Consider the following 14,246-nt stretch of genomic DNA (forward strand, 5'->3'; position numbering starts at 1 on the left):
CCACGGCATCGTGGCTTCGAAAGTATCGGTAACGGTTCCGATACCCGTTGGTCCGGGACGCTAGACCGGAGGGGGACGCGTCGTCAAGCGAGACCCGGGTCACAGTTCGGTGACGACCGCGCACACAGGGTTCGACGTCGAGACGCCCGGGATACCAGCGACGAACCTCCGTCGCACCTCCGGACGAGCGTCGTGCACAAGTGCTACGGTTCGACTCGAAAGTTGCGACCAGCACGAGGAGCGCCATGCCAGCGCAGGACCGGGGTGCCGCCACGGGTGGCCCCGCGACCATCGCGTCCATCGCCGCGGAGGCCGGCGTGTCCGTGCCCACGGTGTCCAAGGTGCTCAACGGCCGGCCCGACGTCGCGGCGTCCACCCGCGCGCGCGTCGAGGCCGCGCTCGAACGCCACCAGTACCGACGCCGGCGGTCCGCCCCCGCGACGCCGACGCCCCTGATCGACCTCGTGTTCCACCAGCTCGACTCCGCGTGGTCGATCGAGATCATCCGGGGCGTCGAGGAGGCGGCGGCCGCCGCCAAGGTGGGCGTGGTGCTCTCCGAGCTCGGCGGCGAGCACCGGCCGCCCCAGGACTGGCTCGACGGCGTCCTCGCGCGCCGCCCGCTCGGGGTCCTCCTCGTCCTGTCGAGCCTCGACCAGTCCCAGCGGCACCAGCTCGAGAGCCGGTCCATCCCGTTCGTCGTGGTCGACACGGAGGGCGAGCAACCCGCAGGGGTCCCGACGGTGGGGTCCAACAACTGGAGCGGCGGCCTCTCGGCGACGCGCCACCTCCTGGGTCTCGGCCACCGTCGCGTCGCCATCATCTCGGGCCCGTCCGACGTGCTGTGCAGCCGCGCCCGCATCGACGGCTACCGCAGCGCGCACGACGAGGCGGGGATCGCCGTCGACCCCGGGCTCGTGCGCTACGGCGACTTCTACGTGGACGGCGGGTACGAGCACGGCAAGGCCCTGCTCTCGCTCCCCGACCGCCCGACGGCGATCTTCGCGGGGTCGGACATGCAGGCCCTCGGCGTCCTGCGCGCCGCACGCGAGCTCGGCCTGCGGATCCCCGAGGACCTGTCCGTCGTCGGCTACGACGACCTGCCGCTCGCGGGCTGGATCGGCCCCGAGCTGACGACCGTGCACCAGCCGCTGCACGAGATGGCGAGCACGGCGACGCGCATGCTGCTCGACCTCGCGAGGGGCGGTCAGCCCATGAACCAGCGCCTCGACCTCGCGACCGAGCTCGTCGTCCGGGAGAGCACGGCACCGCCCTCGGCCTGACCCCGGCGCGCACGCCGAGAGCCGGCTCGGTTCAGAGGCCCGTCTCCGCGTAGAAGTCCTCGATGTGGGCGCGGACCGCGCCCGCCGCGCGCTCGCCGTCGCCCGCGGCCACGGCCTCGAGGACCGCGCGGTGCTCGGCACGCAGGCGTGCCGCCGTCCGCTCCCAGGACGGCAGGTCCGCGCTCCCCGCGGCGACGTACGACTCGATCGCGCCGCGCAGCCCGGTCATGACCGCCTCGACGAGCGGGTTGCCCGCGAGCCGCACGAGCAGCACGTGGAACGACGCGTCGAGCTCGCGGAACCCGTCGGCCGCGAGCGCCGGGTCGTCCATGCGGTCGAGCAGCGCGCGCGCCGCGGCGAGCGCCTCGGCGACCTCCCGTGCGCCCGGCACCGGGTCGGACCCCTGGTCGCCGGTGTCCCGCGCGGCGACGACCCGCTCGGCCGCCGCGCGGGCGGCCCAGGTCTCGAGGAGCACGCGCGTCTCGACCACGTCGCGCACGGCGAGCGCCCCCGACGCGACGTGCAGCCGCACGGCCGCGCCCAGGCCTGCGGCGGGCCGGTCGACGACGGTCGCCCCGGCGTCGGGCCCGGACCCGACGGCCGTGCGCACGATGCCCAGGGCCTCCAGCACGCGGATCGCCTCGCGGACCGACGGGCGCGAGACGCCCAGCTCCTCGGCGAGCGCGCGCTCGGCCGGGAGCCGCTCGCCGAGCGCCCAGCGCCCCGCGGCGAGGTCCGCCTCGATGCGGGCGAGGACGCGTTCGTGGGTGCGCACCCGCCCAGGGTAGGCGACCCGGCGGCGCTGTGGTCAGACCTCGTTCGGTCGCGTGGTCTACAGTGGGCGATCTGTGGTCAGACCACAGCCGCGGCGCCTCACCGCGGAGGTCTCGGCAGGCGGCACGGACGCGGCCCGGCGAGACTGGACCGACTCGCCCTCCCCCGGAGCAACGATGCGCATAGCCCTCACCGCGACCTGCATCGGCGACGTGATGTTCCCCCAGGCACCGCGCGCCACCGCCCTCCTCCTCGAGCGCCTCGGGCACGAGGTGTACTTCCCCGAGCGCCAGGCGTGCTGCGGCCAGATGCACGTCAACACCGGCTACCTCGACGAGGCCGTCCCCGTCGTGCGCAACCACGTCGAGGCCTTCTCCCCCGTGCTCGACGGCGAGTGGGACGCCGTCGTCGTCCCGTCCGGGTCGTGCACCGGGTCCGTGCGGCACCAGCAGGGCATGGTGTGCCGACGCGCCGGGCTCGACGAGCTCGCCCGCACCGCCGACGCGGTCGCCGCGAAGACGTACGAGCTCTCCGAGCTGCTCGTCGACGTGCTGGGCCTGACCGACGTCGGCGCCTACTTCCCCCACCGCGTCACCTACCACCCGACGTGCCACTCGCTGCGCATGCTCCACGTGGGCGACAAGCCGCTGCGGCTCCTGCGCGCGGTCGAGGGCATCGACCTCGTCGAGCTGCCCGCGGCGGAGGCGTGCTGCGGGTTCGGCGGGACGTTCGCGCTGAAGAACGCCGAGACGTCGACCGCGATGCTCGCCGACAAGATGACGCACGTGAAGTCCACCGGCGCCGAGGTCCTCACCGCGGGCGACGCGTCGTGCCTCATGCACATCGGCGGCGGGCTCTCGCGCATCCGCGCGGGCGTCCGCACGCTGCACCTCGCCGAGATCCTCGCGTCCACCAAGGACGCGCCCACCCCGGCCGGGACCGGCCCGTCGACGCGCGGGGGTGCCCGGTGAGCCGCACGTTCCTCGGACTGCCCGTGCGGCGCGGCGCGCGCACCCTGCCCGACGACGTCGCCCGGCCCGAAGGGCACGGCACCTCGGCGGGCACCTCGGCGGGCACCTCGGCGGGCGCAGCGGCAGCGTCGGACGCGTTCGGCGACGTGCCGCACCCGGACGCACCGCTGCGCTGGGGCGGGTCTTTCCCCGACGCGGCGCGCGAGGCGCTCCAGAACACGCAGCTCCGCCGCAACCTCGCGCACGCGACCTCGACCATCCGGGCCAAGCGCGCCGCCGTCGTGGGCGAGGTGCCGGACTGGGAGGCGCTGCGCGACGCGGGCTCCGCCATCAAGACCGACGTCATGGCGCGCCTGCCCGAGCTCCTCGAGGAGCTGGAGCGCAACGTCGTGGCGCGCGGCGGCGTCGTGCACTGGGCGCGCGACGCCGACGAGGCGAACCGGATCGTCGCGGACCTGGTCCGGGCCAAGGGCGTCGACGAGGTCGTCAAGGTGAAGTCCATGGCGACGCAGGAGATCGGGCTGAACGAGGCGCTCGCCGCGGAGGGGATCGCGGCGTACGAGACCGACCTCGCCGAGCTCATCGTCCAGCTCGCCGACGACATGCCGTCGCACATCCTCGTCCCCGCGATCCACCGCAACCGCGCGGAGATCCGCGAGATCTTCCTCGCGCGCATGGGCGACGCCCCGCCCGACCTGTCCGATGTGCCGCGCGAGCTCGCGATGGCCGCGCGCGCCCACCTGCGCCGCAAGTTCCTCTCCGCGAAGGTCGCGATCAGCGGCGCGAACTTCGGCGTCGCGGACACGGGGACGCTGACGGTCGTCGAGTCCGAGGGGAACGGGCGCATGTGCCTCACGCTCCCCGAGACGCTCATCACGGTCATGGGGATCGAGAAGGTCGTGCCGACGTACACGGACCTCGAGGTGTTCCTCCAGCTCCTGCCGCGGTCGTCCACAGGCGAGCGCATGAACCCGTACACGTCTCTGTGGACGGGCGTGACGCCCGGCGACGGCCCACAGGAGTTCCACCTCGTGCTGCTCGACAACGGGCGCACCGACGTCCTCGCCGACGAGGTCGGGCGGGCCGCGCTGCACTGCATCCGCTGCTCCGCGTGCCTCAACGTGTGCCCGGTGTACGAGCGCGTGGGCGGCCACGCCTACGGGTCGGTGTACCCCGGCCCGATCGGCGCGATCCTCACGCCGCAGCTCACCAAGTCCTCCGGCGGCCTGTCCGGCCACCACGACCCCAACGCCTCGCTCCCCTACGCGTCCACGCTGTGCGGCGCGTGCTACGAGGTGTGCCCGGTGAAGATCGACATCCCGTCGATCCTCGTCGAGCTGCGCGCGCGCGAGGTCGACGCCGACCGCGGCCGCCCCACCGGCTGGGGCGCCGCGATGAAGGCGGCCTCGTTCGTCATGTCCGACGCGCGGCGGTTCGAGCTCGCGGAGAAGGCCGCCGGCGTCGGGCGCCTGGTCGCGGGGCCGAAGGGCCGGATCTCGACCCTCCCGCCGCCGGCGTCCGCATGGACCCGCTCACGCGACCTCCCGGCACCGGCGAAGCAGACCTTCCGCGACTGGTGGCGCGACCGCCCCACGGCCGCCCCACCCGCCGACCCCGGGATCCCTCCCCAGGATCGGGCTGCGGAGAGGAACGAGCCAGGGCTCGCCGAACCCGGGATCACTCCTCAGGATGAGACCTCGCTGGGGAACGATCCAGGGTTCGGCGACGGGGGTGAGGGCCGATGAGCGCGCGCGACGACGTCCTCGCCCGCGTGCGCGCCGCGCTCGGCGGGTCGACGACGACCGGCTCAGCGGCGTCCGGCTCCGTCCCGCGGGCGTACCGCGAGCGCGGCGACCTCGCGCCGGGGTCGCCGGAGGCGGTGGACGTCCTGGTCGACCGGCTCGTCGACTACCGGGCCCACGTGCACGTGGCCGCCACCCCCGGCGAGGTGGCGGCGATCGTAGGCGACCTGCTCGCGGACGCCACGTCCGTCGTCGTGCCGCCCGAGCTCGACACCGCGTGGCTGGGCGCGCTGGGCGCCGGGACCGCCGTCGTGCCCGACGCACGCGACGACCCGCGCACTCCCGACAAACTCGATCAGGTGGATGCCGTCGTCACCGCGGCGCGCGTCGCGATCGCCGACACCGGGACGATCGTGCTCGACGGCGAGCCCGACCAGGGGCGCCGCGCGATCACGCTCGTCCCCGACCTGCATGTGTGCGTGGTGCGCACCGACCAGGTCGTGGGGACGGTCCCGGAGGCCGTGCGGCTGCTCGCCGCACACCCGGAGCGACCGCAGACGTGGATCAGCGGCCCCAGCGCGACGAGCGACATCGAGCTCTCGCGTGTCGAGGGCGTCCACGGCCCGCGCACGCTCCACGTGATCCTCGCCCCGCCGAGGTAGAACCCTGGTCGCGCGAGGTAGAACCGTGGTGGCGCGAGGTAGAACCCTGGTCGTGACCACGGTTCTACCTCGCGTGACCAGCGTTCTACCTCGCGGGGAGTCCTGCCCGACGGCGGTGGCGCACCTCCGCGAGGACGGTCGCCAGGCGGACCGGGAAGTCGTCCGGCGTGCCGGCCGGCAGGGCGTCGACCGGGAACCAGGCCACGTCCTCGCTCTCGTCGCTCACGGCAGTCCGCGCCTCGGGGTCGGCGAACGCGACGAACCCGACGTCCCAGTGCGTGCGGCACGTCCCGAACGCGGCGGCGAGGTCGTGCCGGTGCACGTCGACCGGGGCGGCAGGCACCGCGTCGGCGCGGAGGCCGGTGCGGGTGCCGGCGGACGGGTCCGGGTCCGGGTCGAACGGGACGAGGCCGGCGATCCCGCTCTCCTCGCGCGCCTCGCGGTAGGCAGACCCGGCGAGCGTCGTGTCGCCCGGCTCGGTGTGCCCTCCCACCTGGACCCAGAACTGGCCCTTGCGGTGGAAGCAGAGCAGCACGCGGTCCAGGTCCGGGCTGAGCACGAAGCAGCTCGCCGTGAGGTGCTGCGGTCCGCCGTCGCGCCGGACGGCGTCGGCACGTGCGCCGGTGCCGCCGTCGCCGCGGAGGAACGCGCGGTACTCGGCGGCGAGCGCCGTCTGCTCCCCGTTGACTGGCTCCCACCGGTCGAGGCGGGCGAGGGCGTCACGGGCGAGCAGGGCGGCGGCGTCGAGAGCGGTCACCGGGGAAGGCTACGCGGGCCGGGTGCGCTCACCCGCACGTGACGGCCGTCCACCGTCTGCGACCGGTGCACCGTCGCGCGAACGATGCACTGGCGTGCGAGCGATGCACCGCGGAGTGCGTCGCCCGACCGGGAGCGCGTCGCCCGGTGGCGAGGGCGAGCTCCGTGGGGGCGCCGGGTTCCCCGCGCTGCGAGAATGGTGTCCCGTGAGCGACCCTCAGCACCACGACGGACTCCCGGTCGAGGCCGGCCCCGGTCCCGACCCGGAGACCGCCGGCTCGGGTGCGGACGCCGCCCTCTTCGACCTCCCGCCGGGCTCGCGCGAGGTGCCGACGCGCATCGTGCTCCTCACGGGCGCGTCCGGCTCGGGCAAGACGTCGCTCACGCGGCGCCTCGGCCTCCCGGTCGTCGCGCTCGACGACTTCTACCTCGACCACGACCACCCCGACCTGCCGCAACGGTTCGGCATCGTCGACTGGGACGACCCCCGCTCGTGGGACGCCACGGGTGCCGTCGCGGCGCTCGAGGACCTGGCGCGCACAGGGCACGCGGACGTACCGGTCTACGACATCCCGACGTCGACGCGCACGGGGATGACCCACCTCGATGTCACGGGTTCGCGTGTCGTGCTCGCGGAGGGCATCTTCGCGGCGGAGATCGTCGCCGCGCTGCGCGCCGAGGACGTGCTCGCCGACGCGATCTGCCTGCGCCGCAACCGTCTGGTGACGTTCTGGTTCCGCCTCCTGCGCGACCTCGCGGAGATGCGCAAGCCGCCGCTCACGCTGTTCCGGCGCGGGTGGGCGCTGCTACGGGCCGAGCCGGGCTTCGTGCGGCACTGGGAGTCGCTCGGCTGCCGCGCGCTCACGCCCGCGCAGGCCGAGAAGGAGATCCGCGCGCTCCTGCGCCCCGCATCGGCGTAGGCCTCAGGTCCGCGGGGACGAGACCTCGACCTCCGCGACCGACGGCCCGCCGCACTCGGGAACCTCGTCGCCCGACGCATGCCACTCCGGCTGGACCTCGTGCTCGATGACGACGTCGCCCGACCTGAGGTCGACCACGCGCACCCGGATCGTCTCGACGGGTCCGTCGAGCGCGGAGCCCGTCCAGGCGCCCGCCGACGGCTCCTCCGGCACGTCGGGCCCGGTCGGCTCGGGCGCAGGCTCGACGGGCTCCGGCCGGTCGTTCGGACCAGGTGGGACCGTGGTGGGTTCCGGCGCGGGCACGAGCCGGATCGTCCCGTCCCGGACCAGCCCGCACGACTCGGCGGTGCCGACGCAGCTCACGGCGACGCCGTACTCGTCCGGGTCCGACCAGGAGTCGTCGAGCCGGACCTCGAGACGGGACGAGTGCAGGACCAGCGCGCACTCGGTGGTCCAGCCTCCTGGGTCGACCCCGCACGCGGCGAGCACCGCGACGAGCGCGCTCGACCCGGCGAGGTCGCGGATCCGTCCTCTGCCCGGTCGGTCTCTCACGGCCGCCCCCTTCCGCGCACGCCCTCGTCCGTGATGTGTCGCCCGTGCCCGGATCCTTGCACAGGGGTCGACGCGCCTCTCGGCCCGGCCCGCCAAGAAGGGAGAGACGGCCCCGGCTCCTCGCGGCTCCGGGGCCCGCCGCTCACGGCTCGACCGGATGCGTCCCGATCACGATCGTCGCGCCGATCTCCTCGTCACGGACGACGCGCGCGACCAGCCCGGCGTGTTCGAGCACCGCGACGGCGCCCGCCGACTGCCGCTCGCCCGACTCGGTGAGCAGGTGACCACCGGGCACGAGCCACTCCGGTGCCTCGGTCGCCACCCGGCGCAGCACCTCCAGCCCGTCGCCCCCGCCGTCGAGCGCGACGTGGGCCTCGTGGTCGCGCGCCTCGCGCGGCAGGAGCGGGATCTCGCCCGTCGGGACGTACGGCACGTTGGCGAGCAGGAGGTCGACCCTTCCCCGGAGCGCGACGGGCAGCGGCTCGAAGAGGTCGCCCTCGTACGCGGTCCCGCCGACGGCCGCGACGTTCCGCCCGGCGCACGCGACCGCGGCCGGGTCCACGTCGCACGCGTGCAGCTCGACGTCGGCCGCGCCGCCCAGGTCCGTCGCGGTCGCGAGCCCGAGCGCCCCCGCACCGCAGCACAGGTCGACCACGACCACCGGCGAGCCCTCCGGGCCGCCGTCCGGCGCCTCGTCGGGCGCGTCGTCCGGCCCGTCGTCGGGCACGTCATCCGGCACGTCGTCGCGCAGCGCGACCGCACCCGCGGTCCGGCGCCCGAGCGCGACCGCCTCGTCGACGAGCAGCATGGTGCGCTGGCGCGGGACGAAGACCCCGGGGTCGACGGCGACGCGGAGCCCGTGGAAGTCGACGTACCCGAGCACGTGCTCGAGCGGTTCGCCCGCGACGCGGCGCGCGACGAGCGCTTCGAGGTGCGCGTCGTCGTCGGCCCGTTCGGCGAGGTGCGCGGCCTCGTCCTCCGCGAAGACGCACCCGGCGGCGCGCAGGCGGGCAGTGAGGTCGTCGAGCCGGCTCTGGTCCACCTCCCGGACGCTACTCCGGGAGGCGCCGCCTCCGCGCGGAAGTCGCCCTACCGCCACGAGATCGACCCGTGCGTCGCGAGATCGGCCTCCTGAGGGCCGATCTCAGACGCACAGGTCGATCTGGGCGGTGCGCCGTTCAGTCCCGCAGGAGCGGGAGGAGCCGGCTGCCCTGGCGTTCGATCTCGCGCAGGTACGGGGTGTCGGAGAGCACGAAGTGGGTGACGCCGAGGTCCTGGTAGCGCCGCAGCGACTTCGCGACGTCCTCCGCGGACCCGACCAGCCACGTCGTGCCCGCTCCCCCGCCGCCGAACCGGCCGGGCGTCGTCCACAGGTTGTCGTCGAGCACCTCGCCTCGCGCCGCGAGGTCGAGCAGGCGCTGCTGCCCGACGGCCGTGCGCCGCCCCCGGTCGCGGGCAGACCACGCCTCGCCCTCCTGCGACCGTGCGGCCAGCTCCGCGACCTTCGCCTCGGCGTCGGCCCACGCCTCCTCGGTGGTGTCGCGGACGAACGTCGTGATTCGCAGCCCGAACTCGAGCGGGGAGTGCTCGCGCCCGAGCTCGGCGCTCAACCGCTCGAGGCGGTCGATGCGCTCCGCGATCCCGTCGAGCGGCTCGCCCCAGAAGAGCTGGACGTCCGCCTCGGTCGCGGCGACCCGCTCCGCCGCCTCCGACGCGCCGCCGAAGTAGATCCGCGGGTGCAGGCGCCCCTCGCGCGCCACGGGGCGCGGCCCCAGCCGTGCCCCGGTCACCGAGAAGTGCTCGCCGGCGTACGTGACCTCCTCCTGCGTCCACAGGCGGCGCACGATCTGGAGGAACTCCCGCGTGCGCGCATATCGGTGCGCCGGGTCCGCCTCGCCGTCGCCGTACGCCTCCTGCCCGTCGGTGCCGGACACGATGTTGACGCGCAGCCGGCCGCCGCTGAGGTGGTCCAGCGTCGCGGCAGCGGACGCGAAGTGCGCGGGCCGCCAGAACCCGGGCCGGATCGCGACGAGCGGCTCGAACGTCGTGGTGCGGGCCGCGAGCGCCGTCGCGACCGTGAACGTGTCGGGACGCCCCCAGCTCGTCCCGAGCAGCGCCCCCGCGAACCCGTGGCGTTCCAGCGCGTGCGCGTGGCTCGTCAGGGTGTCGAGGCTGTTGTGGCCTGCCACCGCGTCGTCCCCGCGGTGGCCCGGACGGACCTGGTTCGGGACGTACCAGAGGTGCTCGGCGCTCACGCGAGGGCCCCCTCGAGCACTCGCGCGTCGCCGTCGGACGTCGTGCCCGCGTCGGCCGCGTACCGGTTCGCCGGCCGTTCGAGGCCGTAGTGCTCGCGCAGCGTGCGGCCCTCGTACTCCTCGCGGAACAGGCCGCGCTCGCGCAGCACGGGCAGCACGTGCTCGACGAACTGCTCGAGCCCCGACGGCAGCACCGCAGGCATGATGTTGAACCCGTCGGCGGCCTCGGCGTCGTACCAGTCCTGGATGGCGTCGGCGACCTGCTCGGGGGTGCCCGCGAACGTGCGGTGCCCGCGCCCGCCGCCGAGCCGCCCGATGAGCTGGCGCACCGTGAGCCGCTCGCGGCGCGCGAGCTCGACGATCAGCGTGTACCGGCTCTTGGCCCCCTCGATCTCGTCCTCGGACGGAAGGTCGGCGGGCAGCTCGCGATCGAGCGGCAGGTCCTCGGGGGCGAGGCGCAGCGTCTTCGCGAGCTGGGCGCGCGCGTACTCCGGGACGATGAGCTCGTCGAGCTCGCGCTCCTGGGCGAGCGCCTCGGCCTCGGTGGACCCGATGACGGGGACGATGCCCGGCAGGATCTTCACCGTGCCCGGGTCGCGGCCGACGGCGACCGCCCGGGCCTTGAGGTCGCGGTAGAACGCCTGGGCGTCGTCGAGCGTCTGGTGCGCGGTGAACACCGCCTCGGCGTAGCGCGCGGCAAGGCCCTTGCCGTCCTCGGACGACCCGGCCTGCACGACGAGCGGCCGTGCCTGCGGCGAGCGCGGCGTCGTGAGGGCGCCGTGCACGGAGAAGTGCGTGCCGACGTGCGCGGGGGCGTGGATCTTGGCCGGGTCCGCCCACACGCCCGCAGCCTTGTCCGCGAGCACCGCGTCGTCTTCCCACGAGTCCCAGAGCCGGAACGCGACGTCGAGGAACTCCGCCGCGCGCTCGTACCGGACCGCGTGGGCGGGCTGGTCGTCGAGGCCGAAGTTGCGCGCGATGTCCGGCCCCGCCGTCGTCACGACGTTCCACCCGGCCCGGCCACCGGAGACGTGGTCGATCGACGCGAACCGCCGCGCGAGGTTGTACGGCGAGTTGTACGTCGTCGACGCCGTCGCGATGAGGCCGATGTGCTCGGTCACGGTCGCGATCGCCGTGAGCACGATGAGCGGGTCGAGCGACCCGGCCGGACGGCGTCCGACGTCGGACCGCAGCCCCGGCCCGTCGGCGAAGAAGATCGAGTCGAGCTTCCCGGCCTCCGCGACCTGCGCGAGGCGCTGCAGGTGCGCGATGTTCGTCGACGTCCACGACGGGTCGCTCTCGGGCAGCCGCCACGACGCCTCGTGGTGGCCCGTGCTCATGAGGAACGCGTTGAGGTGCAGGCGGCCGGGGCGGTGGCCCGTGGGGTCGTAGCGCGTCATGCGGCGGTGTCCTTCCTGTCGTCCCGGACCACGCCGAGCGCGTCGAGCAGCTCGGTGCGCAGCCGGGAGAAGCGTGGGTCGGCGGGGTCGCGCGCCTCGCCGGGGCGGTAGCTCTGGTCGATGCGGCGCTCGGCCGCGATGCGTCCCTCGTCGAGGACGACGACGCGGTCCGCGAGGACGATCGCCTCGTCCACGTCGTGCGTCACGAGCAGGACGGCGGGGCGGTGCCGCGCGCACAGGTCGCGCAGCAGCGCGTGCATGCGGATGCGGGTCAGGGCGTCGAGCGCGCCGAACGGCTCGTCGGCGAGCAGGAGCCGCGGGGAGCGCACCAGGGAACGGGCGAGCGACACGCGCTGCTGCTCGCCGCCCGAGAGCTCGTTGGGCCACGCGCGCTCGCGCCCGGCGAGCCCCACCTCCGCAAGGCTCGCCCGGCCCGCGTCCCGCGCCGCGCTCCGGCCGCGCGCCCCGGCGTCGAGCCCGAGCACGACGTTGTCCAGCACCCGCGCCCACGGCAGCAGCCGCGAGTCCTGGAAGACGACGGACACCTGGTCCGGCACGACGACCTCGCCCGAGCCGTCGACGCCGTGGTCGAGCGCGGCGAGCGCACGCAGGAGCGTGCTCTTGCCCGAGCCCGAACGGCCGAGGATCGCGACGAACTCGCCGTCGTCCACGGTGAGGTCGAGGTCGTCGAGGATCCGCTTCTCCCCGTACGACCGCACGAGCGAGCGGACCCGCACGGCCGCGCCGTCCGTCGTTGGGCGCTCGTCCACCGTGCCCGACGCCGCGGTCAGTCCTCCAGCGTGCGCCGCCACGACAGCACCCTCCTCTGGAGGATGCGGACGGCGAGGTCCGCGGAGTAGCCCAGCACGCCGTAGACCACGAGGCCGACGAGGATGATCTCCGTCTGCCCGTACGTCCGCGCGAGCTCCATCATGTAGCCGATGCCGGCCGTCGCGTTGACCTGCTCGACGACGACGAGCGCGAGCATCGACCCCGTGACCGCGAACCGCAGCCCGAGGAAGAACCCGGGCAGCGCGCCGGGCAGGATCACGCGGCGCACGAACTGCCAGCGCGAGAGCTGCACCGTCTCGGCGAGCTCGACGTAGCGGCTGTCGATGGCCCGCAGCCCGTTGTGCGTGTGCAGGTAGATCGGGATGAACACCCCGAGCGCGATCGTGATGACCTTCATCTCCTCGCCGATCCCGAACCACAGGATGAGCAGCGGCAGGAGCGCGAGGTTGGGGATGGCGCGCTTGACCTGGATCGGGCCGTCGAGCACGGCGTCGCCGACCCGGCTCAGCCCGGCGGCGAGCGCGAGCACGACGCCCGCGACGATGCCGAACGCGAGCCCGAGCGCGGCCCGCGTCAGGGACACCCCGAGGTGTGCGCCGAGCTTGCCGTTCGCGACGAGCTCCGCCCCCGTCGTGACGACGGTCCACGGCGCGGAGAGCACGCGCGGGTCGATGAGCCCCGTCGCGGACCCGACCGACCAGACGCCCGCGAGGAGCGTCACGCCGACGAGCGCGGCGAGCGGGATCGGTCGTCCCAGCCCCAGGCGCGTACCGCGGGGCCGGACGTCCGTGGTGACCGCAGGTGCGTCGTCGAGCCTCGGGACCGCGAGGTCCACCCGGTCGACGACCGCCGCGCTCACTGCGTGCCCCCGTCGCGCGCCGCCGCCGCGGCCTCGCCCGCGACCGGGCCGAAGCGCTCGTCGAAGAGGTCGGTCGCGTCGAACGGCTCCTGGTCGAGCTCGGTCGCGAGCAGGTCGATCGTCGCCTGCGTGCGCTCGATGCCCTCGGTGAGGTCGGACGGGATGTCCGGGACCGGCGCGTGGTCGATGAGGTACTGCGCGTCCTCCTCGCTCAGGCCCTGGTCCTCGATGTAGTACCCCTGCTTCCACTCCTCGGGGTGCTCGTCGATCCAGACCTTCGCCGCCGCCCACGCGGCGACGTACTCGCGCAGCGCCGCGGCCCGGGCCGGGTCCTCGACGACCTCCGTCGGGCCGTAGAGGTGCGAGGCGTCGTCGCGCAGGTGGTGCTTGACCGACGTCGCGCCGTCGGCCTCGTACGTGGCCAGGTAGCGGAAGAGCTGCGTGCCGCCCAGCGGGGCGATGTCGACCTCGCCCGCGGCGAGCGCCGTCGAGTACACGTCACCCGTGCTCGGCAGCTCGACCAGCTCGACGTCGTCCTGCGTGAGGCCGGCCTCCTGGAGCGCCTTGAGCACGATCGCGCCCTGCGCCTGGCCCGGGCTGAACGCGATGCGGTGGCCGCGGAAGTCCTCGAGCGAGTCGAGCTCGACGCCCGGCGCGCCCGCGAACTCGTAGATCGGCGCGTCCTCCCAGTTCTCGCGGTAGATCGACGCGTAGATCTGCACGTCCAGGCCCGTCCACGTCGCGTGGATCGGCGGGATCTCGGCCACCGCGCCGACATCGAGCGAACCCGCGCGGAACGCCTCGGTCGTCGCGGGGCCGCCGGAGATGTTGGCCCACTCGACCTCGAACGAGAAGTCGCTGTCGAGGTCGTCGCCGGCCAGCTCGAACGCCTTCTGCGTCGTCGGGTCGCCGATGCGCAGGACCGTGCCCGCGGGCACGTCGGTGGGCAGGTCGGCGTCGGCGGCGAGGGCCGCGCCGTCGGCCGGGTCCGTGCCGCCGGAGGCCTGCGCGGCGCCGCACGCACCCGTCGCGAGCAGCGCGACGAGGCCGAGCGCGACGGCGGTCGCGCTGCGACGACCCGACGGACGGCCCGACGCGCGGCCGGGCGGTGCGGAGGGAGGAACGAGCGGGTGTGCGGGCATGGCGAGTCCTCTCGGGGAGAGCGCACGGGGGCATGCGGAAGCCGCGCGCGGGAGGTGAAGTGGTGAACGGGCCCGACGGCGGCCGGGGCGGCCGTCGGTCAGTGCGTCGACGTGCTCAGCGGCACGGGGTCGGACGACACG

General features: G+C 74.7%; 14 protein-coding genes. 5 read left to right on the plus strand and 9 right to left on the minus strand.

Annotated features, from left to right (window positions below):
- Positions 1-245 precede the first annotated feature (245 nt).
- Positions 246-1,280: a LacI family DNA-binding transcriptional regulator gene (locus ACFVN3_RS03800; protein ID WP_378230741.1), complete on the plus strand. Its 1,035-nt coding sequence runs from the start codon at positions 246-248 to the stop codon at positions 1,278-1,280.
- 31 nt (positions 1,281-1,311) lie between these two features.
- Here the strand turns inward: ACFVN3_RS03800 and ACFVN3_RS03805 are convergent, their stop codons facing one another.
- Positions 1,312-2,055, minus strand: coding sequence for a FadR/GntR family transcriptional regulator (locus tag ACFVN3_RS03805; RefSeq protein ID WP_378230743.1), 744 nt, complete (start codon positions 2,053-2,055; stop codon positions 1,312-1,314).
- A gap of 175 nt (positions 2,056-2,230) precedes the next feature.
- Here ACFVN3_RS03805 and ACFVN3_RS03810 point away from each other — a divergent pair, with 175 nt between their 5' ends.
- From ACFVN3_RS03810 to ACFVN3_RS03820, 3 genes are all read left to right on the plus strand, one after another.
- Positions 2,231-3,025, plus strand: a complete 795-nt coding sequence (locus ACFVN3_RS03810; RefSeq protein ID WP_378230745.1) for a (Fe-S)-binding protein — start codon at positions 2,231-2,233, stop codon at positions 3,023-3,025.
- Positions 3,026-3,171: 146 nt separating this feature from the next.
- Positions 3,172-4,770 (plus strand): LutB/LldF family L-lactate oxidation iron-sulfur protein, encoded by a 1,599-nt coding sequence (locus ACFVN3_RS03815; RefSeq protein WP_378231377.1) that lies wholly within the window; start codon positions 3,172-3,174, stop codon positions 4,768-4,770.
- The gene (locus ACFVN3_RS03820; protein WP_378230747.1) at positions 4,767-5,429 is read left to right on the plus strand and encodes a lactate utilization protein C; all 663 of its coding nucleotides are present in this window, start codon (positions 4,767-4,769) and stop codon (positions 5,427-5,429) included. The genes ACFVN3_RS03815 and ACFVN3_RS03820 overlap by 4 nt, the downstream gene beginning before the upstream one ends.
- A gap of 85 nt (positions 5,430-5,514) precedes the next feature.
- Here the strand turns inward: ACFVN3_RS03820 and ACFVN3_RS03825 are convergent, their stop codons facing one another.
- Positions 5,515-6,186, minus strand: coding sequence for an NUDIX hydrolase (locus tag ACFVN3_RS03825; RefSeq protein ID WP_378230749.1), 672 nt, complete (start codon positions 6,184-6,186; stop codon positions 5,515-5,517).
- Between the two features lie 205 nt (positions 6,187-6,391).
- Between ACFVN3_RS03825 and ACFVN3_RS03830 the strand changes: the two genes are divergently transcribed.
- Positions 6,392-7,105 (plus strand): uridine kinase, encoded by a 714-nt coding sequence (locus ACFVN3_RS03830; protein ID WP_378230751.1) that lies wholly within the window; start codon positions 6,392-6,394, stop codon positions 7,103-7,105.
- 3 nt (positions 7,106-7,108) lie between these two features.
- Here ACFVN3_RS03830 and ACFVN3_RS03835 read toward each other — a convergent pair whose 3' ends face one another.
- From ACFVN3_RS03835 to ACFVN3_RS03865, 7 genes are all read right to left on the minus strand, one after another.
- The gene (locus tag ACFVN3_RS03835; RefSeq protein WP_378230754.1) at positions 7,109-7,657 is read right to left on the minus strand and encodes a hypothetical protein; all 549 of its coding nucleotides are present in this window, start codon (positions 7,655-7,657) and stop codon (positions 7,109-7,111) included.
- A gap of 142 nt (positions 7,658-7,799) precedes the next feature.
- Complete coding sequence (locus tag ACFVN3_RS03840; RefSeq protein ID WP_378230756.1) at positions 7,800-8,699, minus strand: methyltransferase; 900 nt, start codon at positions 8,697-8,699, stop codon at positions 7,800-7,802.
- Between the two features lie 136 nt (positions 8,700-8,835).
- A complete protein-coding gene (locus tag ACFVN3_RS03845) occupies positions 8,836-9,912 on the minus strand; it encodes an LLM class flavin-dependent oxidoreductase (RefSeq protein WP_378230758.1) in 1,077 nt (358 codons plus the stop codon).
- A complete protein-coding gene (locus ACFVN3_RS03850; protein WP_378230761.1) occupies positions 9,909-11,312 on the minus strand; it encodes an LLM class flavin-dependent oxidoreductase in 1,404 nt (467 codons plus the stop codon). The genes ACFVN3_RS03845 and ACFVN3_RS03850 overlap by 4 nt, the downstream gene beginning before the upstream one ends.
- Positions 11,309-12,124: an ABC transporter ATP-binding protein gene (locus ACFVN3_RS03855; RefSeq protein WP_378230763.1), complete on the minus strand. Its 816-nt coding sequence runs from the start codon at positions 12,122-12,124 to the stop codon at positions 11,309-11,311. The genes ACFVN3_RS03850 and ACFVN3_RS03855 overlap by 4 nt, the downstream gene beginning before the upstream one ends.
- Positions 12,100-12,963 (minus strand): ABC transporter permease, encoded by an 864-nt coding sequence (locus ACFVN3_RS03860; protein WP_378230764.1) that lies wholly within the window; start codon positions 12,961-12,963, stop codon positions 12,100-12,102. Before ACFVN3_RS03860 ends, ACFVN3_RS03855 begins: the two co-directional genes overlap by 25 nt.
- The gene (locus ACFVN3_RS03865) at positions 12,960-14,105 is read right to left on the minus strand and encodes an ABC transporter substrate-binding protein (protein ID WP_378230765.1); all 1,146 of its coding nucleotides are present in this window, start codon (positions 14,103-14,105) and stop codon (positions 12,960-12,962) included. The genes ACFVN3_RS03860 and ACFVN3_RS03865 overlap by 4 nt, the downstream gene beginning before the upstream one ends.
- Positions 14,106-14,246 lie beyond the last annotated feature (141 nt).

Source organism: Cellulosimicrobium sp. NPDC057862, assembly GCF_042797035.1.
In the GTDB taxonomy this organism is placed as follows: domain Bacteria; phylum Actinomycetota; class Actinomycetes; order Actinomycetales; family Cellulomonadaceae; genus Cellulosimicrobium.

Coding starts and splice junctions, on each gene's coding strand:
- ACFVN3_RS03810 (WP_378230745.1), top strand. CDS start 2,231: ATGCGCATAGCCCTCACCGCGACCTGCATCGGCGACGTGATGTTCCCC.
- ACFVN3_RS03800 (WP_378230741.1), top strand. CDS start 246: ATGCCAGCGCAGGACCGGGGTGCCGCCACGGGTGGCCCCGCGACCATC.
- ACFVN3_RS03865 (WP_378230765.1), bottom strand. CDS start 14,105: ATGCCCGCACACCCGCTCGTTCCTCCCTCCGCACCGCCCGGCCGCGCG.
- ACFVN3_RS03850 (WP_378230761.1), bottom strand. CDS start 11,312: ATGACGCGCTACGACCCCACGGGCCACCGCCCCGGCCGCCTGCACCTC.
- ACFVN3_RS03820 (WP_378230747.1), top strand. CDS start 4,767: ATGAGCGCGCGCGACGACGTCCTCGCCCGCGTGCGCGCCGCGCTCGGC.